The organism is Streptomyces sp. CA-210063 (genome assembly GCF_024612015.1).
In the GTDB taxonomy this organism is placed as follows: Bacteria; Actinomycetota; Actinomycetes; order Streptomycetales; family Streptomycetaceae; genus Streptomyces.
This window is the reverse complement of the sequence record NZ_CP102512.1, coordinates 9,814,001-9,834,376: the sequence shown is the minus strand read 5'-3', so window position 1 is coordinate 9,834,376 and position 20,376 is coordinate 9,814,001. Positions and strand designations below refer to the sequence as shown.

Below are 20,376 nucleotides of genomic sequence, written 5' to 3'. Positions count from 1 at the left end.
GGAGGATTCCATGGCCTTCGTGACGGAGGACAACCTCACCGACCTCGCGGTGGAGCGGTGGGGCACCGCTCACTCGTCCCGGCTCGCCGAGTTGATGACAGCGCTGGTGCGGCACCTCCACGCGTACGCCCGCGAGGTCGGACTCACCGAGGAGGAGTGGGCGGCGGCCGTCGAGTGGCTCACGGCCGCCGGCCGGATCAGCGACGACAAGCGTCAGGAGTTCATCCTCGCCTCCGACGTCCTCGGCCTGAGCACGCTCGTCGTCCAGCTCAACCACCGCTTCTCGGCAGGCGCTACTCCGGCGACGGTGCTCGGCCCGTTCCACATCGACGGCTCGCCCACGGCGGCGTTCGGCGCCGACCTGTCCGACGGTATCCCGGGCACCCCGCTGTTCGTCACCGGCCGCGTGCTGGACCTCGACGGCACACCGCTCCCGGACGTCGTCCTGGACGTGTGGCAGGCCGACGCCGACGGTACGTACGAGGCGCAGCTCCCGGAGGTCGACGAGGCGCGGCTGCGCGCGAAGTACCGGACCCGGGCGGACGGCACGTACTGCGTGCGCACCATCGCGCCACGCGGCTACGCGATCCCGATGGACGGCCCGGTCGGAGCTCTGATCAGCGGGACCGACATCAGCTACTTCCGTCCCGCACACATCCACTTCCTGATCGAGCACCCCGGCTACGAGAAGCTCATCACCCACCTGTTCCGGCAGGGCTCCGAATTCCTCGACACCGACGTCGTGTTCGGCACGAAGGACGAGCTGATCGTGCGCTTCACGGAGGAGCCCGCCGGCGCCTCCCCCGACGGCGGCACGGTCGACGAGCCCTTTCTGCGCGCCGAGTTCGACTTCGTGCTCCAGCCCCGGCCCGCGGACGAGCCGCGGCCATGAACCTGGGGCTGCTCCTGCTGCGGTTGCTGCTCGCCGCGCTGCTGTTCGGCCACGGCACCCAGAAGTTGTTCGGCTGGTTCGGCGGGGCCGGGCTCGCCGGGACCGCCGCCGTCTTCGACCGGTGGGGCTTCGTTCCGGCCCGGCGGATGGTGCTCGTCGCCGCTGCGGCCGAACTAGGTCCTGTCTCCCCGGTCTTCGCGGGCGCACGACGCCTGGCACGGCACCTCGCCGCACGGCCGCATCACCCAAGTACATCCAGTACGAGGGCGATGCGGCCGCACGCCGATGCACCGCACCAGACGCCGCGCGCTGATCCGCGAAGATCGGGGAGACAGGACCTAACCGGAGTGGCCTCGGTCGCGGCCGGCCTGCTGACGCCCGGCGGCTGCGCGGTGGCCGTCGGCACGATGACCGTCGCCGCGGTGGCGACCGCGCCGAACGGCTTCTGGGCCCAGCAGGGCGGCTGCGAGGCGCCCTTCTGGTACGGCGCGGTGGCCGCCGTCCTCGCCTTCACCGGCCCCGGGACCTGGTCCCTCGACCACGCCCTCGGCCTGACCCAACTCGGTGGCCACGCATGGGGATTCGCGGCGTCGGCCGTTGGCCTGGCCGCCGCGGCCGTGCCGCTCATCGCCCGCTCCCGGGTCCTCAGCGCCCGGACGACACCAGCATCCACAACGAGGTGACCGCATGACGATCCAAGAACCGCGCCACGAGGACTTCACCCCGCAACGCCCGATCCTGTTCCGCGACGGGACCGTACTGTCCATGGATCCCGCGATCGGCCTGCTCGACCGCGGCGACGTCCTGGTCCGCGGCGAGCGGATCGAGCAGGTCGGAAGGGACCTCCAGGCACCGGACGACGCGGTGGTGGTGGACTGCGCCGGCGGCGTCCTCATGCCCGGCATGGTCGACACGCACCGCCACATGTGGCAGACGGCCCTGCGCGGACTCGGCGCCGACTGGACCCTGTCGCAGTACTTCGTCTTCTACTACCTCACCTGGGGCAAGATCTTCCGCCCCGAGGACATCCACGCCGGCAACCTGCTGTCCGGCATCGAGGCCATCGACGCGGGTGTGACCACCACACTGGACTGGTCGCACGGCTTGCAGACGCCCGAGCACGGGGACGCGGCCGTCGAATCCCTGCGCGCGGTGCCGGGCCGCTTCGTACTGGCCTACGGCAACCTGCTGGGTGCGCCCTGGGAGTGGACCAGCTCGCCGGAGTTCCGGTCCTTCATCGACCGCAACTTCGCCTCGCGCGACGACATGCTCGGCCTTCAACTCGCCTTCGACGTGACCGGTGACGACGCGTTCCCCGAAAAGGCGGCGTTCGAGGCGGCGCGTGAACTCGGCCTCCCTGTCACCACCCACGCGGGCGTCTGGGGCGCGACGAACGACAACGGCATACGTCTGATGTGGGACCACGGGTTCATGACTCCCGACGTCACCTATGTCCACTCGGCGACGCTCAGCGAGGACTCGTACCACCGGATCGCCGCCTCGGGCGGCACGGTCTCGGTGTCGGCGGAGAGCGAGCACAACGCCGGCCAGGGCTACCCTCCCACCTGGCGGCTGAGGCGCCACGGCATCCCCGTGTCGCTGTCGATGGACACCAGTGTGTGGTTCAGCGCCGATCTGTTCTCGGCGATGCGCGCCACCCTGTCGGCCGACCGCACGCGCGAGCACATGGCGGCCCACGCGGCCGGGGAGACCGTGGTGCACCACAGCCTGCGGGCCCGGGACGTCGTGGAGTGGGCCACGATCGGCGGCGCCGGAGTGCTCGGCCTCAGCGACACCATCGGCTCGTTGACGCCGGGCAAGAAGGCCGACCTCGTCCTGCTCAAGAACGACCGCAGCCCGGCGATGTACCCGATCCTGCACCCCTACGGGCACGTGGTCTACCAGGCCACCCGCGCCGACGTGCACACCGTGCTGGTCAACGGGACCGTGGTGAAGTACGCGCACGAACTGGTCGGCGTGGACCTGGAGCGGGCCCGCACCGCCGTCGCCGCGACCGTGGACCACGCGCGGACCACCATGGGCGAGGACGCGTGGCGGGAGGCCGTGGAGCCGGAGATCCCGACAACCGAGGTGATCTCCAACCCCTACACCTACAGCGAGTACCGTGGCGAGGGCGTCGCCGTGCAGAACGAGGGGGCGTAGCCCGTGAACAGCGGTTCAGCCGGCTCACGCGGACCGCTCCACGGGCTGCTCGTGGCGGACTTCTCCCGCATCCTCGCCGGTCCGTACGCGACGATGCTGCTCGCCGATCTGGGGGCCGACGTGGTGAAGGTCGAGGGCCCCCAAGGGGACGACACCCGCACGTGGACGCCGCCGGTGCGCGACGGTGTGTCGACCTACTACCTGGGGATCAACCGCGGGAAGCGGTCCCTCGCGCTCGACTTCCGCGACGAGGCGGACGCGCGGCTGGCGAGGAAGCTCGCACGGCGCGCGGACGTGGTGATCGAGAACTTCAAGCCGGGCGGACTGGCACGGTACGGCCTCGACCACGCCTCGGTGAGCGCCGGGAACCCGGGCGTGGTGTACGCGTCGATCAGCGGTTTCGGAGCCGGACCGGGCCGGAACGTACCCGGCTACGACCTGATGGTGCAGGCGATATCAGGGCTGATGAGCCTGACCGGCGATCCGGACGGGCCGCCGTACCGGGCGGGGATCTCCGTCTTCGACGTGATGGCGGGCAACCACGCCACCATCGGCATCCTCGCCGCACTGCGCCACCGCGACACCACCGGGCGGGGCCAGCTCGTCGAGGTGAACCTGCTGTCGTCGGCGCTGACCGGGCTGGTCAACCACAGTTCCTCCTACGTCGCCGGCGGCACCGTTCCCTACCGGATGGGTAACGCACACCCCAGCGTCTTCCCCTACGAACCGCTGCCGACGGCCGACCAGGACCTGATCGTCACCGCGGCCAACGACGGGCAGTTCCGCAAGCTGTGCGAAGTACTGGGGATCCCCGAGACCGCCGACGATCCCCGCTTCCGGCACAACGCCGACCGTACCCAACGGCGGAAAGAGCTCCGGCCGCTCCTGGTCCAGCAGTTGAGGACGCGGACCGCCCTCGAGTGGTTCGATCTGCTCGTCGACGCCGGGGTCCCGTGCGGACCGATCAACACCATCGACGGCGGCTTCGCGATGGCCGAACGCTTCGGGCTCGACCCGGTCGTCGAGGTCGGCGACGGCGACCGGGCCGTACCCACCACCCGGCACCCGATCCGCTTCTCCGAGACCCCCGCCGCCTACCGGCTGCCACCACCGGAGCTGGACGAACACGGAGCCGAACTGCGCAAGTGGCTCGCGGACGGACCGGAGGACAGTGATGCCTGAGTACCCGACCGCGCTCGGCGCCTCGTCCCTGCACAGCATCACCCTGCTCGGGCAGGACCTCGCCGAGGACGTGATGGGCAAGGTGGGATTCGGCGAGCTGGCGTTCTGGCTGGCCACCCAGCGCCGCCCGACCCCCGGCGAGACACGGGTGTTCGAGGCCGTGCTCGCCGCACTCGCCGACCACGGCTTCACCCCGACCGCCATAACGGCCCGGCTGACCTACCTGTCGGCCCCCGACTCCGTCCAGGGGGCCCTCGCCGCCGGGTTGCTCGGCGGCGGCTCCCGCTTCCTCGGCGTGACCGAGGACTGCGGCCTGTTCCTGCACAACGTGCTGTCGACGCTGGAAGGCGATCACCCGACCGACGAGGCCGACTGGGACGAACTCGCCCTCGTCACCGTACGTTCCGCGCGGGAGGCCAGGAGGATGATCCCCGGCCTCGGGCACCACGTCCACAAGCAGGGCGACCCCCGCACCCCGCGCTTGTTCCAGATCGCTGACGAGGAAGGCCTGCTCGGCCCGCACCTGTCGCTGTTGGCGGCCATCGGCCGTGTCCACCCCCAGGTGCTCGGCAGGACACTCCCCCTCAACGGCGCCGGAACGTGCGGCGCCGCGCTCGCCGATCTCGGCCTCCCGCTGGAGCTGCTGCGCGCCTTCGCCCTGCTCGCCCGCACGGCCGGACTCATCGGCCAGCTCGCGGAGGAGAGCCGAACCCCCGTCGCGAACGACATCTTCCTCTCGGTGGACCTCAACAACCGGGCCGTACCGCCGCACCCTGCCGACGGAGGCGAAGCTTCAGCAAGCGGCTGATCAGGAAGGGACTGATGCCGTACGACGGTAGCGGCCGGGCGCGATGCCCTGTTCCCGGGAGAACGCCCGCGAGAAGGCGAACTCGGAGCGGTATCCGACGGCTTGCGCGATGTCGCCGACCGGGTTGTCGGTGTCGCGCAGCAGGCGGGCGGCCAGGTCGATCCGCACGCGAGAGAGGTAGGCCAGCGGGGTGAGGCCCACCACCTCCTTGAACTGGCGAGCGAAGGCCGGGCGGGACATCGTGACGGTGCGGGCCAGGCTCTCCACCGTCCAGTCGCGGTGCGGCTCTTCGTGCATCAGTGACAGGGCGGTTCCGATGCGCGGGTCGCGCAGGGCGGTCAGCCAGGACGGTCCCGTCTCGCCGGCGGTGTCGGCCCGTTCGATCCAGGCGCGGATCGCGAGCACGAAGAGCACCTCGGTCAGACGGGTGGCCACTGCCCGGGAGCCGGGCTGCCCGCCCGCCGTCTCGGTGGCGAGGGTCCGGACGACATCCTGCAACCCGGGGTCGGCGCTCATGCCGGGCACATGGACGACCTCCGGCAGCGCCGACAGCACCGGATGCCCGTCGGTATTGCCGGCGTAGTGGAACTTGCCGCACACCACCCGCACGACGGGCCCGGCCCCGCCGAGGTCGACCACGCCCTCCCCGCCCGGCGGGTGAGCGGCCTCCAACTCCGCGTACGGGATGGCCTCTTCGTCGGGGCCCCGAGCAGTCGGTGCGGCGTGCCGCGCGGCAACAGCACCACGTCCCCGGACACACACCGGTGGCGCCTCGGCGGTCCGCAGCCAGCAGACGCCCTCGGCGATGAGATGGAACCCCGCGGTGCCAGCCGGTCCACGGCACAGCCCCAGCCGGATCCGGACGACCGCAGCTGGGCGAGCAAGTCCGGACCTCGCCGCCTCACAACCGGATGATGACGAGGGCGGTGTCGTCGGTGGCGCGTCCGGAGGGGAGCAGGTCGAGGAGGAGGGCGTCGGCGAGTGGCTCGGGGGCGGATCGGCGGTGGCGGGTGAGGGCGTCGGCCAGCCGGGCGAGGCTGTGGTCGATGTCCTCGCCGCGCCGTTCGACCAGACCGTCCGTGTACAGGACCAGGGTGTCGCCCTCGGTGAAGCCGAGGGTGGCCTCGGGGCGGGGGATGTGTTCCGGGCGGGCGCCGAGCGGTGGGTCGGTGGCCTGGTCGAGGAAGGCGACCGTGCCGTCGCGGCCCAGCAGTACGGGCGGCAGATGGCCGGCGCTGCTGTAGGTGATCGTGTGGGTCTCCCAGTCGATGCAGGTCTGGACGACGGTGGTGTTCTCGGCGCCGTCGACGGAGCGGGCGTACAGGCCGAGGGCGTCCAGCGCCTCGGCGGGACCGTCCGCGACGAGGGACGCGGCGCTGAGCGCGCTGCGCAGCTTGCCCATGACGCAGGCGGCGGCCAGGCCGTGACCGACCACGTCACCGACGGCGATACCGATGCGGTCGGCGCCGGACAGGTCGACGAGGTCGTACCAGTCGCCGCACACGTTCAGCGCGTCGGTCGCCGGCTGGTAGCGCACGGCCGCCCGGTGGTGTCCGATCGGATGGGGCGCGGGCAGCATCGCCGTCTGCAGGGCGAGCGCGACCTCACGCTCATGGGCGTGCGCCTCGCGCAGCCGTTCGTTGACCTCCTGCAGCTCACGGGCGCGGGTGTACAGCTCGGCCTCCAGCACGCGGGCCCGGTCGTCGGGGGCGCGCTCGCGGCCCCGGATCAGCTCGGTGACCTCCTCGACCTTGTGGATCAGCAGCATCACGCTTCCGTCGGGGCCGACGACCGGCACGTTCACCGGGCTCCAGTACCGCTCCTCCCACTCCCCCGGCCGCTGCACCGACTCCACGTCGTACCGCTGCAGCGCCATGGAGTCCCGCTCACCGCTCTCCGCCACCCGGATGAGAGAGGCCGCCAGGTTCCGCATCCCGCTCGCGGACGCGTCGGCCGGGTTGTCGGGGAACACATCGAAGAGATACCGGCCGACCACCTGCTCACGGGTGCGGCCCGACATCCTCAGAAACTCCTCGTTCGCGTCCGCGTACACCAGCTCCGGTGTCAGCAGCGCCACCATGCCCGGCAGCGCCTGGAACACCGCCGCGTAGTCGATCGCCGTATCCGCCATGGTCGCCGCCTCAGCGTCCGTCGCCTTCGTGTGATCTCCACCATAGGAGCCGGAGGCCACCGGGGCGCGCTCCTCTTCCGCGGGTAAACAGGCAGGTCACGCTCGGTTGTGCGCCAGGGGACAGGGCGTCGCGGGTGCGGCGCGCGTCCGCACGGGGTGTGAGCCGGCCCGTCAGCCGCTCAGCGGCGATCACCGCAGCCACCACTGACACCCCACGTCGCTCGCGCCCATCGGTCACCGGGCGGTGCGGAGCAGGATGTCCCGCATGGAGCCCATGCCGTACTTGTCCTCCCGGCTGGACAGGTCAGCCGCCTCGCGCAGGAGCGGGCCGAGGTCGATTCCCGCCTCCCGCGCCTGCTCGCACAGGTCGCCCAGCGCCAGCAGTTCGTCACGTGTGTCGGAGCCCTGGTCGACGGCGGACAGGTGGAGCAGGCGCAGCCGGAAGCCCTCGGGGGTGGGTTCGAAGGGCAGGTGCACGCCCCAGCGGAACGCGGTGTGGCGATCGAAGAGGCCGCGGATGGACGTACGCAGTTCCTCGTCGCCGTCCGCGTAGGCGGTGAGCATGGCGCGCAGCACGGACTCGGCCTCCGCCCGGACACCCGCCTCGTCCATGGCGTCCGGCCGCTGCCGCGTCTTCTCCGCCCAGTCGGGATCACCGATGTCCACCGGCGCCTCGGCGATGGGCCGCAGCGCCGCGTCCACCAGAGCGACCTGTTCTTCGATCCCGGTCGGCCACTCCATGCCGTCCTCCTGATTTCGCGCCCATGACGGTCAGCCCATGACGGTCAGCAGGGCTGCCGCCACACTCCGAGTTCGAGTCGCTTCACCATGGAGGACAGCTTCAGTCGGCGGGACTCGGCGCAGAAGCTGCTCCTGGGTTCCGTGTACTCCACATGGAACACGGCCTTGCCGGCCTCGATGAACGGTGTGAGCCGCGCGCACTCCTCGTACTGCGCGCACTCCTCGTTGACCGCGAAGTCGAAGTCGGCCAGGAGCTGGGGGATCTGGGGCAGGTCGTTCTTCAGGCCCACCGACAGTCCGCGCTCGTGGGCGATGTCCGCGATCATGCGGTTGTAGGTGAGCTGGTCGCGTGCGGTGAGCGGGAAGCCGGTCTCGTTGCCGTAGCCCTCCACGAGGTCGGGCTCGACCGCGTCGAAGCCCTTGTCGCGGCACATGTCGAAGCGTCGTTCCATGAGGGGCCGCAGGACGTCGAGTCGCCGGATGTCCAGCCACCGTTCGCCCGCCCAGCCGTTCCGCTCGCCGAGCACCGAGCGCGGGAAGGCGTCCTTGTCGGGCCGGAAGTCCTCCCAGGCGCCGACGTTGATGTAGCAGATGACCTTCCGGCCGTCCCGGTGCAGCCGGGCCACGTCCGCCGCGGAGTTCTCGAAGCCGTCGATGTCGTAGACCGGCACATCGGCCGAGGGGTCGGCCCTTCCGTCCAACTGCCACTGCCAGGCGAGCCCGGGCCGGGGTTTCCAGAGCGTCCTGGAGTCCGTGTCGCCGTCGCGGGCGCAGCCCGTCAGCGTCGAAGCCACCAGTGCGGCGAGCAGGGCCGCGTACGCGAGCGTCGTCCTCCTCATCGCTGCGTCCCGGTGAGTGCCGGTGTCAACTGCGCCCAGGGGTTGGGGGGTTCGCCCGTCACGGGGCCGCAGACCCCGGCGCCCCGGTCGTGTGCGGTGCGGACGGCGAGCGGTACGAGCGCCTCGGGGACGCCGTAGACGAGATGGCAGAGCCGCTCGGGTGGATGCCGGGCGGCCCAGGTGGGCCGGCTGAACGCCGACACGTACGTCGACCAGTGGCCCTCGAAGGTGACGGTCAGGTCGGCGAGGCGGGCGTATCCGGGGGCGGGATGGACCCCGGGGTTGAGGACGACGGTGCCGGCGCCGAGCCGGCGTACGGTCCGGACGAGCCGGCGGCAGGCGGGCAGGCCGTCCGGCGTGGCCGTCACCTGGTCGAGGAAGCAGCCGTCGGCCGCGTACCACTCCTGGTGTCGGCGTACGTCGTCGGCGATCTCGGCGCGGTCGCGCACCCCGTAGTCGGTGTCGACGTAACCGAGCAGCCGGGCCCCGGCGGCCCGCAGTGCTCCGGCCGCGGCGGTGAAGGCGGGGTCGGGGCCGTCGCCGGGACCATTGGCGGGGTTGAGGACGACGCCGTATGTGCGGGTCGCGGCCCTGATCAGCCGGTGCCAGGCCCCCGGGTCCTCGGCCGGGTGAACGTACAGCGGGATCAACAGGCTCACGACCCACCGTCGCCCTTCCGACCGCCCCCACCCAGTCGGCCTCCGCCGCGTTCTCTGCCGTCCCCGCCTTCGCCGCCCCCGCCGCGCTCCCCGCTTTCCCACAGTGCCGTGAGCGCGTCGTCGAGGGTGTGAGTCGGGCGCCAGCCCAGGGCCGCCTCGGCGGCGGTGATGTCGGAGCACTGCCACGACACGTCCGCCGAGCGGACCGAGGCGAACGCCTGAGCCGAACCGGTCGGCCCGGCGCCGCCGGCCGCATGGGCCGCATCGGCCGACGCCGCCCCACCGACCACACGAGCGGAACCGGCTGCCCCCGCGGCGCCGCCCGCACCCGCCGCCCCGGCCGGCCCTGTCCTGCCCACCGCGCCCCCCGATCCCGCCGCGTTCTCCGCGATCCGCCCCCGGAACCCGGCCTTGTCGGCCAGCCCCCGGACCACCTCGCGCACCGGTACGGCCCGGCCCCCGCCGATGTTGAGGACGGGGGGCAGCGGGCCGGGGGCCGTGGCCGCGAGGACCGCCGCCCGGGCTACGTCGCGTACGTCGACGAAGTCACGGTGGGCGGAGAGGTCGCCGAGAGGCAGTACGGCGTCGGGGTCGGGGCCGGCCGCCCGCAGCAGTCCCGCGATGCGGCCGGGCAGGCCGGTGGACGGCGCCCCGGGGCCCACCGGATTGCCCACGCGCAGGACGACGGCGTCCAGGCCGGAGGTGGTGACGGCGATCGTGCCCGCGAGCTTGGTCGCGCCGTAGGGGGCGAGCGGGCGGGTGGCCGCCGACTCCGTCACCCGGACGTCCGGGACGCCGGGGCCGTACTCGGCGGCCGACCCCAGGTGCACCAGCCGGGCGCCCGGGGTCGCCTCGCGCAGGGCGGCGCACAGCACCGCGGGGCCGCGGGCGTTGACCTCGGCGAGGGTGACGGGATCGCCGCCGGTCGCGCCCGCGCAGTTGATCACGGTGTCGGGCGCGACCGCCGCCAGGGTCTTCGCGAGCTGGTCCCGGCCGACGGTGGCGAGGTCGATGCGGTGATCGGCGGTGGGCGCGCGGCCACCGCCGAGGACCAGCGCGCCCGGCAGGGCACGCAGTCCCTCGACGACGTGGGTGCCCAGATATCCGGTGAACCCCAGGACGAGAATGCGCATGTGGTGCTCAGGCTCCCTTGAGCAGAAGCGACTTGCGGGTGGTGAACTCGGCGTTGGCCCGGTCGTAGTCGTCGGGGCGGCCGATGTCCAGCCAGTACCCGTCGAACTCGTAGGCGTGCGGCTGGTTCTGAGTCCTTATCAGGTCCAGGACCAGTTCGTCGAAGCCCAGCGGCAGTCCGGGTGTGTAGCCGTCCAGCGTCGAGCGGGACACGCCGTAGACGCCCATGGAGACGCGGTAGTCGATGCTCGGCTTCTCGGTGAACGCGACGACCTTGCTGTCGTCGGTGGTCAGTACGCCGAAGTCGATGTGGACCTTGCGGGCGTAGGTGGCGATGGTGAGCGGTGCGCCGGACTCGCGGTGGTGGCGCAGGACGTCGGCGTAGTCGAGGTCGGTGAGGATGTCGCCGTTCATGACGAGGAACGTCTCGGGCAGGCGCTCGCGCAGGGTGAGCAGCGGGCCCATGGTGCCGAGGGGGCTCTCCTCGGTGGCGTAGTCGACGGTCAGGCCCCACTGCGAGCCGTCGCCGACGTAGGCGCGGATGATCTCGCCGAGGTGGCCGATGGCGATGGTGACGTGGGTGAAGCCGGCCGTGGAGAGCTGGCGCAGCACGATCTCCAGGATGGCGTGCTGGTCTCCGATGGGGACGAGCGGCTTCGGCAGCGCGGTCGTGTAGGGCCGCAGCCGGACGCCCTTGCCTCCCGCCAGGATCACTGCGTGCATGGTGCTCCTCCTTCGTGGACTGCGTGGACTTCGGGGATGTGCGGCGGACGTGCCGGACGGGAGTCAGATGTTGTAGATGCCGGTCTTGTAGCGGGCGAGGTTGGCCGGGTCGCGGAAGAACTCCACGGTGTGCGCGAGGCCTTCCTCCAGGGTGTGGGCGGGTTGCCAGCCGGTGGCGGCGGTGAGCCGGCTCGCGTCCGCGACGAGCCGCATCACCTCGGAATGGGCGGGCCGGATGCGTGCCTCGTCCTCCCGTATGTCGAGTTCGCTGTCCATGACCTTGCCGATCAGCGCGACGAGGTCGCCGATGGAGATCTCGCCGCCGGTACCGGCGTTGAAGGTGCGGCCCACGACCTGCTCGGCCGGCGCGGTGCCGACGGCCAGGAACGCCCGCGCGGTGTCCTTGACGAAGGTGAAGTCGCGGGTGGGGCGCAGATCGCCGAGGGTGATGGTCCGCTCCCCCGCCGCGACCTGGCCGATGACCGTGGGGATCACCGCGCGCATCGACTGGCGCGGCCCGAAGGTGTTGAACGGTCTCAGTGTCACCACGGGGGTGTCGAAGCTCGCGTGGTAGCTGTCGGCGAGCCGGTCCCCGCCAGCCTTCGAAGCGGCGTACGGGGACTGGGTGTTGATGGGATGGTCCTCGGTGATCGGCACGGTCTGGGCGGTGCCGTACGTCTCGCTGGTGGAGGTGTGGACGAGCCGGGGCGTGCCGAGGGCCCGGACGGCCTCCAGGACGTTGAGGGTGCCGGTGACGTTGGTGTCCACGTAGCTGTGGGGCGCCTGGTAGGAGTACGGGATCGCGATGAGGGCGGCCAGGTGGTAGGCGGTGTCGGCGCCTTCGAGGAGGCCGCGTACCGAGCCGGGGTCGCGGACGTCGCCGAGGACGATCTCCACCTGGTCCAGGACGTCCGGGCGCAGGGTCTCCAGCCAGCCGTAGGAGGAGAAGGAGTTGTACTGGGCCATGGCCCGGACCCGGTGTCCGGAGGCGACGAGCGCCTCGGTGAGGTGGGAGCCGATGAAGCCTTCGGCTCCGGTGACGGCGGCGAGCGGTGCGGAGGTCAACTCGTGTGTCCTTCCGGTCGGTCGGATGTGGGCTGTGGGTGCCGGTCGTGGGTGAGCGCGGGGCTCAGGCGTGTGGCGCGGGCCGGCCGAGCAGCCGCAGCGCGCACGCCGACAGACAGAGCGCTGCGGCGGCGCAGCACAGGGGCAGCGCCAGGTCGCCGGGTGGCAGGCGCAGCAGGGTGACCGCTCCGGCTCCGCCCGCCGCGGCGAGGCAGATCGCGGCCGACGGCCAGGCCGCCCCGAACGCCTGGAGCAGCAGCGCGGTCCACAGGACGGCCGCGAGCAGGAGCAGGGGAGCCGGGTCGGCGTCGGTGAGCAGGGCCGCGGGTAGCAGTGGCAGCAGGTAGGCGAGCAGGCAGAGGCCGAGTATCCCGGCCGAGCGCAGCAGGAATCCGGCGGGTGTGGCGACGGCGCGCAGCGCGGCGACCGACAGCCCTCGGTAGCGGTAGAGCAGCCACTCCGCCGGGCCCATGCTCAACGTCAGCACGATCACCGCGTACGGGTCCTCCCGCCCCTCCAGCAGCACCAGCACTCCGGCGGCCAGGCCGAACAGGCCGTACGGCAGCGACCACAGCACGCGTGGCCGGGTGGCGCCGGGGACGGCCTCTGCGGCGAGGGCGGTCCGCAGCGCCCGGCCGGTGACGGCGAGGGTGGCGGCCAGCGCGAGCAGTGGCAGACCGGCCCTCAGCACAGGGCCCGGCTCCCACCACGGCAGGACGGCGGCGCCCGCGATCAACGGGCTGAGTGCGGCGAGCAGTTGGCGCTCCCGGCCCAGGACCAGAAGCACGCCCGCCGCCGCGAGGTACGCGGACTGCGCGGCCGCCACCAGTGTCACCGGGCCGCCCTCGGCGGGCAGCGCCGCGACCGCCGTGGCCAGCACGGCTCCCACGGGCGCACCGGTCAGGAGCGTACGGCCCGCCTCGCGCCGTCCGGTCGCCATCCGTAGGTGGGCGCGGTGGCCGAGTGCCTGGCCCCAGGCCCAGGAGGCGAGTCCCGCCACGATCAGGGCCGGTGCGTACGCGCCCGGGTTCCACAGGGGTGCGGTCAGCAGATAGGCCAGCCCCGGCAGGGCGAACAGCACGCCCCGCAGGAGGCAGCGCACGGTGTCGGGGCGCCACGGGTCGGCCGTCGGCGCGGGTTCCGGGAAGGTGCGGGGCACCCGTTCGTACAGGGCCGAGGCGAGCGAGAACAGATTCGGGTGGCCGTACCGTTCCTTGATGAGGGAGGCGGACAGTCCCTCCGCCTCCAGCAGGGCGGCCACTTCGTAGGGGTGGACGGCCGGGCCGACGCGGTCGGCGAGTTCGGCGGCGAGTTCGCTGACGGCCTCCTCGTCCGGGCCCTGTTCCGGCAGACGGATGGTGAGGGTGGTGTCGTCGCCGAGGGCCCAGCTGGGGCGGCGGCGCGGGCGGCGCCGGTCGGCCAGCCGGATGGCGAGGGTGTCGTGTTCGGCACCGCCGGGTTCGAGTGACATGGGCCCGCTCATCCGGCCACCGTGCTGATCGGGGACAGCGCCTCCACCGGGGCCGCCGTGACCTTCGACTTCCGGTTCAGCGTGGGCAGTTCGAGGTAGATGGACCGGAAGGTGTCGATGGTCTGGCGGAGGGTGAACTGCTCGATGACCCGCAGCCGTGCCGCTTCTCCCATCGTCCGGCGGCGCGCCGGGTCGCCCAGCAGGTCCAGCGCGGCCCTGGCCATTGCCTCCGGGTCGCGCGGCGGCACCACGAGCCCGGTGTCGCCGACGGCCTCCCGTACGCCGCCCACGTCGGTGGAGACGGTGGCCCGGCCGCACGACATGGCCTCGATCAGGGTGAAGGGGAAGCCCTCGCTGATGCTGGAGAGCATCACGACGTTCCCGGCCGCGTAGGCGTCCTTGATGTCGTCGACGCGCCCCTCGAAGGTGACGGCGTCCCCGTGCCCGAGTTCGGCGGCCAGTGCCTCGCACCGCTCCCGGTAGGCCTCCCCACCCCGCGGTGTGCCGCCGAACAACCGCAACCGTACGGCCGGGAGTTGGGCCCTGACGAGGGCGAACGCCCGGATGAGGGTCTCCAGGTCCTTGATCGGGTCGACGCGGCCCGCCCAGCTGAGGGTGAGCGTGTCCGGCTCGGGCCCGGCCGGCGGGAACGCGGTGGGGTCGACGCCGTTGTAGACCGTACGGATGGACTCGGGGTCGGCGCCGCCCTGTTCCTCCCAGAGCCGGTTGTAGCGGTTGCCCGGGGTGATCAGGGCGGCCCGGCGGTAGGTCTCCTCGGCGAGGAGGCGGAAGAAGCCGAGGACGACGGCCTTGACGGGCCAGCGGTAGGGCGCGGTGCGGTAGCCGAGGTAGCGCTCGCGCAGATAGACGCCGTGTTCGGTCAACAGCAGGGGCACGCCGTGCCGTTCGAGGGCGGTGAGGCCCGGGAGGACGGCGACGCCGCCGCTGACCGCGTGCGCGACGCCGGTCTCGGGGGGTGGTGCGGCGAGTGGGCGCAGGGCGTGTTCGAGCAGGGAGGTCGCGGTGAGCGCGTCGTGCAGGGTGGGCCGGGACTCGCGCACGGCCACGCCGGGGCGGTTCCAGACGGCGGTCAGGAGGGCGATCGCCCGGTCCGAGCGCAGAAAGGGGCTCAGCGTTCCGTCCGCCGCGGCCCGTCCCATGGCGTAGAGGGCGGGCGCGAACCCGTCCTCGGCACCCGGATCGAGCAGGGCGGTGAGGAACTGCTCGTAGGCGGTGGTGAGTTGGTGGCAGGCGCGGCCCCGGGGCGGGCGGCCCTCGGGCGGGTCGCCCCACATGGGGACGGACCGTACGCGGGTGACGTGTGCGGGCAGGTCCCAGAGCACGGGTTCGCGTCCGGTGCCGGTGACGGCGATGACGTCGAAGTCGAGGTCGGGCATGCCCTGGACGAGCTGGTCGCACCAGACGCTCACGCCGCCGTGACTGTGGGGATAGGTGCCTTCGGTGAGGAGGGTGACGCGCGTCGCGCCGAGTCCGCGCGCGTCGTGAGGAACAGGCATCGGTGTGCTCCACGGCCGTGGTGTGGGGTGGTTCCCTGCCGGTCCCGGCCGCCGTTGGGCGGCCGGGACACCTTGTGGGCGGGTGCCGCAGGTCAGTTGTCCGCGGTGTACGGCACTCTCTCGCCGACGCCCGCTGGGACGCGGGTGTCCGGCGCGGGATCCGTGGCCTCGGCGGACTCGCTGGAGGCGACGGCCGAGGTCACGGCGGTCGCCGGCAGGGTGAGGTCGAGGGGCTCGCCCGTGGAGGGGGTCCAGCCGGAGACGGCGCCGGCGTAGGCCTCGCCGAAGGCGGCGCCGGCCAGGGTGGTGCCGGTGGGGAGGGTCGCGGTGACCGCCAGCTCGTCCGGTGCCTCGACGGTCACGGTGTCGCCGATGCGGTAGGCGGTGACCTCGCCGGCCTGGAGGGCGGCCTGCCAGGTGGCCCGGCGCCGCAGTTCGGCGCCGATGTCCTTCATCCTCAGGTTGACCACGGGGGTGTTCTCGGCGAACAGCGCCGCGTAGCCGTCGAGGACGCCGCTGAGCACCGGGTAGGCGATGCGGTCCTCGGCCAGGTTCGACTGGTGGATGAAGTGCGGCTTCGGGTCGTTGGCGAGGACGTGGCCGAGGGCGATCCGCTTCTCCAGGGGCACGATGACCTCGTCGTATCCCGTGGCCGTGTCGAGCGGTGCCGACAGGCAGGTGGTGGTGGCCGGGTTGTCCTCGCAGATGCCGCTGCCGCCCTGGGCGCGGCTGGTGTAGATCCAGTTGTACTCGTCGACCTGCTCGGCCGCCCTGCCCGCGTTGTAGAAGACGTTCATCGGGTAGCGGGGGACGGTCGTGGCCGGGCCGACCTGACGCTGGGCGGGCTCGCGGGAGTTGTCGGAGCCGAGCCAGGTGATGTCGTTGTCGTCGAGGGCGAGCGCCAGGTTGGGGTTGTCCTCGGGCTGCTGCGGCAGCACCCTCATGCCGGAGTGCTCACCGGTGACCAACTCGCCGTTCTCCAGCGGGAGTCCGGCCGTCTCGCCCCAGACCCGGTTGGTGGCGATCTCGTCGGATATCTCGTTCCGGCTCACCCACTGGGTGGAGCCGTCGGCGTTGGTCGCGCATCTCCAGGGGACCACGCTCGTGTCCTGGACGCAGCCGAGGAAGGGGTGCGAGTAGGTGTGGTTGATCCAGCGGAACCGGTTCCGGTCCGCGATCAGCCGGTCGGTGAGCGGGTCGTCGCCGTTGTTGTCCTCGCGGTGGTCGACGCTGCCGGCGCCGTTGTACGCGAAGTCGAGGGTGAAGCCCTTGTCGGTCTGCCAGGCGGTGGCGTGGTCGACGTCGTCGGGCGTCATGCGGATCGGGTCGGGCTCGACGCTCGGGTCGGTGCAGTCGACGTCGCCGGGTGTGCAGTTGAGCTCGGTGTTCCAGCGGTCGTCGGCGGCGAACACATCGTCCACGTGTACGGCGAAGTAGTTGCGTGAGGCGCCCAGGTGCACCCCGCCGGTCATCCACTCCACGATGCCGCGGGCCAGCAGCCGGAACTGCTGCTGGTACTGGTTGTAGACGAAGGTGACGACCAACTCGCGCCGCCCGTCGTGCCGGTACTCGCCGACCAGCGTGCCGCGCGTGGACTGCCCGGGGATCGCCGCCTCGACGTAGGGCGTGAAGTCCGCTCCCGTCACGGGCTTCGAGAGGTAGGCGTAACTCTCGCCGATGGCGGGGTCGTTGTCCTCGAAGGGCACCGCGCCGTCGAGGTAGCCGAAGGGGCCCGCCTTCCCGGCGTCGGTCACCTCGGCCTCGGCGCCGTCGATGCTGCCGGAGTAGCCGCCGTGGATCGGGTACTGCAAACCGGCTTCTGGACGCGCGTAGGTGTAGGCGTCGACCTGGGGGATCGCGTATGTCTGCTCGTACGTCGCGAGCGCCGCCATCTCGGTGGATCCGGCCGGGAACGGGTTGTCGTTGGGCAGCACCACGGCCTGGAACCTGGCGCGCGGCCGGCCGTCGACGGTGTCCGCGAGGAAGCCGGCGTCGATCACGGTCCGGTCGGACCGCGTGAGGTCGATCTCGGTGTACGGCGTGCCGGCCGCGGTCAGTTCGGCGGCGATCGCGTCAGTGGACGGGCCACCGTCGCTCACCACCAGCACCCGCAGGTCGATACGGGGTGTGGTGTCGTCGGCGTGGGCCGGACCGGCCGGCAGCCCCAGCGCGGCGATCAGCGCGCCCGCCGTGAGCACGGCGGTGCGTAAAGTCCGCTTCATGCGGTGAAGTCCCCTCCCCGGGCAGGGGTGAGCACGCCTCTCCTGAGCGGACGCACCCCCTTGCGTGACGCCGGCGTCCCCCTCAGAAGCCAGTCGTCGACGCATCCGTCGCGTCACATAGTGGTGTCTGTGTGTGGCTTTCGTGGTCATGCCGCGAAACATGACGGAAAAGCGCAGGTGTCCAAGTGGGCGCCTCTGCAACCGAATTGGACCTTTTCTCATCAGAGTCCGAACAGGGCGTACGACGACCATGAGGGCCCGGCGCGCTGGTCCGGGCCCCGCGGGGCGTACCGGCGGACCGTTCGGGTCCGCCGGACCGATCGCCAGTGGTCCAGACCATGACGGATGCCTGATCGCAGATCATTTCAGGTCACTCCCGTCACGGCCGCCCATGTCCTCGTGGACCGTCAGGCGCAGAGCACCCGGGTCTCGGGCGTGTACACCGGGCCGCCGCTGATGTTCGTGCTGTCGCTGAACTCGGCGTAGAAGTACGAGTAGAAGCCGATGTTGCCGTTGCAGCCGGAGTCTGCGGCGACCTGGAGCGTCAGCGTGACGGTACGGCTCTGGCCGGGCGGAATCGTGGCGCCGTAGTTGGTGCCGAGGTTGGCGGGGCCGGTCCCGGAGCAGGGGGTGGCGCCGGCGGCCGTGGCGAGGGTGCAACCGGTGAAGCCGTACTTCAGGTCGGGGCGCTGGTTGGTCAGCCAGGTCGGCTCGATCGTCTGGTAGATGAACCAGATGTCATAGGTGTGGTTGTTCGTGATCGTCATCGACAGGTCGACCGTGCCGCCGGGCGTGGTGGTGGCGCTGCCGGTGGCGAACGTCAGCTCGGCGGGGGCCGCGTCGACCGCGCTCGCACTGGGGGCCATACCGAACACGGCGAGGGCGAGGGCCAGGACGGCACCGAGGCCGAAGCGTCTCATCAGTGGTGATCGCATGGGCCGGGAGGCTAGGCATCCGGCGTGCACACCGTCTGCCCCACCGGATGCCACCCGGCCGGAAGTGTGTGCCTCGTGAAGGCTGCGTGGTGAATCCGTGGCGGCCATCGGGAGGCCCTCACAAGCGCACGGTAACGGGGGTGTGACGGGGGGTGCGAGGGGGGCTGGTGATGCCGGACCGACCCATGATGCGGACGCCGACGCATTGGCGTGTATCGCACCTGGCGGGCCGCTCCCCCGCCGCAGTGGCTTCCGGTGTCCAGGCGGTCGGGCACGACGCGACGGCCGGCATCCTCCATGGGGTGACCCGGGCCCGGTCGAGCGGCAGGTGCGACCGGCCGGGCCCGGGAGGGGTCAGCGTTCTGCCGGGCGGGTGGCGGGCAGACCGCTGACGACCGCCACCGCTGTGGTGGCGAGGGCGGCGCTGACCCACACGGCATCCCGGTAGTCGCCGGTTGTCTCCGTCACGGCGCCGGCCAGCAGCGGGCCCAGAAACGCACCGGCGTTCAGCGCGACGGTGGCGAACGACCCGCTCATGGCGGGGGCGTCGGACGCCACGTGCATGACACGGCTGACGAGAGTCGATCCGATTCCGAACGACAGCCCGCCCTGAACGACCGTCACAAGAAACAGCGGCATTGTCTCGCCGCTGGTGGTGGCCATGACCGCCCACCCGACAGGCAGCGACCACAGGGCGAGGAGCATGCCCCGCCGGAGCTGACCGGCGGCCGTGCGTCCGGCGATGTTCACGCCGATGAAGGCTCCGACGCCGAACGCGGCGAGCAGCCCGGGGACGGCGGACGCCGGCAGGCGAGTGACCTCCGTGGCGATGACGGCCAGGTAGGCGAAGGTCGCGAAGGTCGCCCCGTTGACCATCGCCGCGAGCATCAACGCCGACCACACCGCACGGGACTTGAGGGTGCGTACTTCCCGGCGGACCGAGATCTCGTGCCGACGGGCCGCGTCGGCGGGCGCCGACCGGAACACGAGCGCCAGTGCGGGCAGGCACAGGAGGGCGACCGCCCAGAAGGCCGAACGCCAGCCGGACCACTCACCGAGCAGAGCCCCCGCCGGCACTCCGGCGACACACGACAGCGTGACCCCCGACAGCAGGACGGCCGTGGCCCTGGCCCGCTGCGCCGGCGCCACGAGGGCGGTCGCCACGCTCATGGCGACCGCCAGGAACCCGGCGTTGACGATCGCGGCGACGATCCGGGTGCCGAACAGCACCGCGAAGTCCGTGGTCACCGCACCGACGACGTGCACGGCGACAAAGGCCGTCAGAAACCCGGCGAGTGCGCGACGGCGGGGCCACCGCGCGCTCAACGCGGCCATCACCGGCGCACCGACGATCATCCCGACGGCATACGCGGACGTCAGGCTCGCGGCGGCTCCCACCGACACGGACAGATCACGGGCGACACCCGGTACGAGACCGGACAGCATGAACTCGGAGGTGCCTTGCGCGAAGACGGCAAGGCCGAGGACGTAGAGGAAGACGGGCACGAAGTCGGCTCCAGCGTGGACGGGTGCGGGCATGAACATCCGCGCGCCTGCCGTCGAACAGCGTCACTCGTCGTGAGGAAGTGAGCCGAAACGGGGCCGGACACACGGAGCACGTGTCCGGCCGCCCGCGACGAGTCCGACCTACGAACCGGGATCGGCTGCGTCGGTCAAGGGACGATCCGCCGCCGGGCGACCGGCGGCTCCGCTCTGTCCGACTCGGGGCTCATCACCCGAGGCACCGTACTCATGGCCGCGCCGGCCCTCAACCGGATTACCGCGCCGTGCGATGACGGCACCGCGCGCCACTGCGGAGGGTGACCGGACCGGCCGCGCGGCATCGGGATCGGTGACTGGCCGGTAATACGTGCTCCGGTTACGCGGGTCTACGGAT

The 20,376-nt window shown here is 71.9% G+C and carries 18 protein-coding genes; 5 read left to right on the top strand and 13 right to left on the bottom strand.

What is annotated here, in order from left to right:
* Positions 1-10: 10 nt before the first annotated feature.
* From JIX56_RS43110 to JIX56_RS43090, 5 genes are read left to right on the top strand one after another with little or no spacing between them, the layout of a single operon-like run.
* Positions 11-892, top strand: coding sequence for a dioxygenase family protein (locus tag JIX56_RS43110; RefSeq protein WP_257549294.1), 882 nt, complete (start codon positions 11-13; stop codon positions 890-892).
* Positions 889-1,575 (top strand): DoxX family protein, encoded by a 687-nt coding sequence (locus JIX56_RS47765; RefSeq protein ID WP_306819911.1) that lies wholly within the window; start codon positions 889-891, stop codon positions 1,573-1,575. Before JIX56_RS43110 ends, JIX56_RS47765 begins: the two co-directional genes overlap by 4 nt.
* 4 nt (positions 1,576-1,579) lie before the next feature.
* Complete coding sequence (locus JIX56_RS43100; protein WP_257549292.1) at positions 1,580-3,055, top strand: amidohydrolase family protein; 1,476 nt, start codon at positions 1,580-1,582, stop codon at positions 3,053-3,055.
* Between the two features lie 3 nt (positions 3,056-3,058).
* Complete coding sequence (locus tag JIX56_RS43095) at positions 3,059-4,237, top strand: CaiB/BaiF CoA transferase family protein (protein WP_257549290.1); 1,179 nt, start codon at positions 3,059-3,061, stop codon at positions 4,235-4,237.
* A complete protein-coding gene (locus JIX56_RS43090; protein WP_257549288.1) occupies positions 4,230-5,045 on the top strand; it encodes a citryl-CoA lyase in 816 nt (271 codons plus the stop codon). The genes JIX56_RS43095 and JIX56_RS43090 overlap by 8 nt, the downstream gene beginning before the upstream one ends.
* Here the strand turns inward: JIX56_RS43090 and JIX56_RS43085 are convergent, their stop codons facing one another.
* The 13 genes from JIX56_RS43085 to JIX56_RS43025 form a co-directional block, all read right to left on the bottom strand.
* A complete protein-coding gene (locus tag JIX56_RS43085; RefSeq protein WP_306819955.1) occupies positions 5,046-5,891 on the bottom strand; it encodes an AraC family transcriptional regulator in 846 nt (281 codons plus the stop codon).
* A 55-nt stretch (positions 5,892-5,946) separates the two neighbouring features.
* A complete protein-coding gene (locus JIX56_RS43080) occupies positions 5,947-7,176 on the bottom strand; it encodes a PP2C family protein-serine/threonine phosphatase (RefSeq protein ID WP_257549286.1) in 1,230 nt (409 codons plus the stop codon).
* Positions 7,177-7,410: 234 nt separating this feature from the next.
* Complete coding sequence (locus JIX56_RS43075) at positions 7,411-7,917, bottom strand: hypothetical protein (RefSeq protein ID WP_257549284.1); 507 nt, start codon at positions 7,915-7,917, stop codon at positions 7,411-7,413.
* A 44-nt stretch (positions 7,918-7,961) separates the two neighbouring features.
* The gene (locus JIX56_RS43070) at positions 7,962-8,756 is read right to left on the bottom strand and encodes an endo alpha-1,4 polygalactosaminidase (protein WP_257549282.1); all 795 of its coding nucleotides are present in this window, start codon (positions 8,754-8,756) and stop codon (positions 7,962-7,964) included.
* Positions 8,753-9,415: a spherulation-specific family 4 protein gene (locus JIX56_RS43065; protein ID WP_257549280.1), complete on the bottom strand. Its 663-nt coding sequence runs from the start codon at positions 9,413-9,415 to the stop codon at positions 8,753-8,755. The genes JIX56_RS43070 and JIX56_RS43065 overlap by 4 nt, the downstream gene beginning before the upstream one ends.
* The gene (locus JIX56_RS43060) at positions 9,412-10,548 is read right to left on the bottom strand and encodes an NAD-dependent epimerase/dehydratase family protein (protein ID WP_257549278.1); all 1,137 of its coding nucleotides are present in this window, start codon (positions 10,546-10,548) and stop codon (positions 9,412-9,414) included. Before JIX56_RS43060 ends, JIX56_RS43065 begins: the two co-directional genes overlap by 4 nt.
* Before the next feature lie 7 nt (positions 10,549-10,555).
* Complete coding sequence (locus tag JIX56_RS43055) at positions 10,556-11,269, bottom strand: nucleotidyltransferase family protein (RefSeq protein ID WP_257549276.1); 714 nt, start codon at positions 11,267-11,269, stop codon at positions 10,556-10,558.
* Between the two features lie 63 nt (positions 11,270-11,332).
* The gene (locus tag JIX56_RS43050; RefSeq protein WP_257549274.1) at positions 11,333-12,334 is read right to left on the bottom strand and encodes a GDP-mannose 4,6-dehydratase; all 1,002 of its coding nucleotides are present in this window, start codon (positions 12,332-12,334) and stop codon (positions 11,333-11,335) included.
* Between the two features lie 64 nt (positions 12,335-12,398).
* Entirely contained in the window at positions 12,399-13,817 is a 1,419-nt protein-coding gene (locus JIX56_RS43045) for a hypothetical protein (protein WP_257549272.1), read from the bottom strand.
* Positions 13,814-15,322, bottom strand: a complete 1,509-nt coding sequence (gene pelF, locus JIX56_RS43040) for a GT4 family glycosyltransferase PelF (protein WP_257549270.1) — start codon at positions 15,320-15,322, stop codon at positions 13,814-13,816. The genes JIX56_RS43045 and pelF overlap by 4 nt, the downstream gene beginning before the upstream one ends.
* 92 nt (positions 15,323-15,414) lie before the next feature.
* Positions 15,415-17,544 carry a hypothetical protein gene (locus JIX56_RS43035; protein WP_257549268.1) on the bottom strand — a complete coding sequence of 710 codons (2,130 nt, stop codon included), beginning with the start codon at positions 17,542-17,544 and terminating at the stop codon, positions 15,415-15,417.
* 407 nt (positions 17,545-17,951) lie between these two features.
* A complete protein-coding gene (locus tag JIX56_RS43030; RefSeq protein ID WP_257549266.1) occupies positions 17,952-18,479 on the bottom strand; it encodes a hypothetical protein in 528 nt (175 codons plus the stop codon).
* A 354-nt stretch (positions 18,480-18,833) separates the two neighbouring features.
* Positions 18,834-20,018 (bottom strand): Cmx/CmrA family chloramphenicol efflux MFS transporter, encoded by a 1,185-nt coding sequence (locus tag JIX56_RS43025; protein ID WP_257549264.1) that lies wholly within the window; start codon positions 20,016-20,018, stop codon positions 18,834-18,836.
* Positions 20,019-20,376: the final 358 nt, after the last annotated feature.

Excerpts from the sequence above, each read along its gene's own strand:
- JIX56_RS43110 (WP_257549294.1), top strand. The coding sequence starts at position 11 with ATGGCCTTCGTGACGGAGGACAACCTCACCGACCTCGCGGTGGAGCGG.
- JIX56_RS47765 (WP_306819911.1), top strand. The coding sequence starts at position 889 with ATGAACCTGGGGCTGCTCCTGCTGCGGTTGCTGCTCGCCGCGCTGCTG.
- JIX56_RS43100 (WP_257549292.1), top strand. The coding sequence starts at position 1,580 with ATGACGATCCAAGAACCGCGCCACGAGGACTTCACCCCGCAACGCCCG.
- JIX56_RS43090 (WP_257549288.1), top strand. The coding sequence starts at position 4,230 with ATGCCTGAGTACCCGACCGCGCTCGGCGCCTCGTCCCTGCACAGCATC.
- JIX56_RS43080 (WP_257549286.1), bottom strand. The coding sequence starts at position 7,176 with ATGGCGGATACGGCGATCGACTACGCGGCGGTGTTCCAGGCGCTGCCG.
- JIX56_RS43075 (WP_257549284.1), bottom strand. The coding sequence starts at position 7,917 with ATGGAGTGGCCGACCGGGATCGAAGAACAGGTCGCTCTGGTGGACGCG.
- JIX56_RS43070 (WP_257549282.1), bottom strand. The coding sequence starts at position 8,756 with ATGAGGAGGACGACGCTCGCGTACGCGGCCCTGCTCGCCGCACTGGTG.
- JIX56_RS43060 (WP_257549278.1), bottom strand. The coding sequence starts at position 10,548 with ATGCGCATTCTCGTCCTGGGGTTCACCGGATATCTGGGCACCCACGTC.
- JIX56_RS43055 (WP_257549276.1), bottom strand. The coding sequence starts at position 11,269 with ATGCACGCAGTGATCCTGGCGGGAGGCAAGGGCGTCCGGCTGCGGCCC.
- JIX56_RS43045 (WP_257549272.1), bottom strand. The coding sequence starts at position 13,817 with ATGAGCGGGCCCATGTCACTCGAACCCGGCGGTGCCGAACACGACACC.
- pelF (WP_257549270.1), bottom strand. The coding sequence starts at position 15,322 with ATGCCTGTTCCTCACGACGCGCGCGGACTCGGCGCGACGCGCGTCACC.
- JIX56_RS43035 (WP_257549268.1), bottom strand. The coding sequence starts at position 17,544 with ATGAAGCGGACTTTACGCACCGCCGTGCTCACGGCGGGCGCGCTGATC.
- JIX56_RS43030 (WP_257549266.1), bottom strand. The coding sequence starts at position 18,479 with ATGCGATCACCACTGATGAGACGCTTCGGCCTCGGTGCCGTCCTGGCC.
- JIX56_RS43025 (WP_257549264.1), bottom strand. The coding sequence starts at position 20,018 with ATGCCCGCACCCGTCCACGCTGGAGCCGACTTCGTGCCCGTCTTCCTC.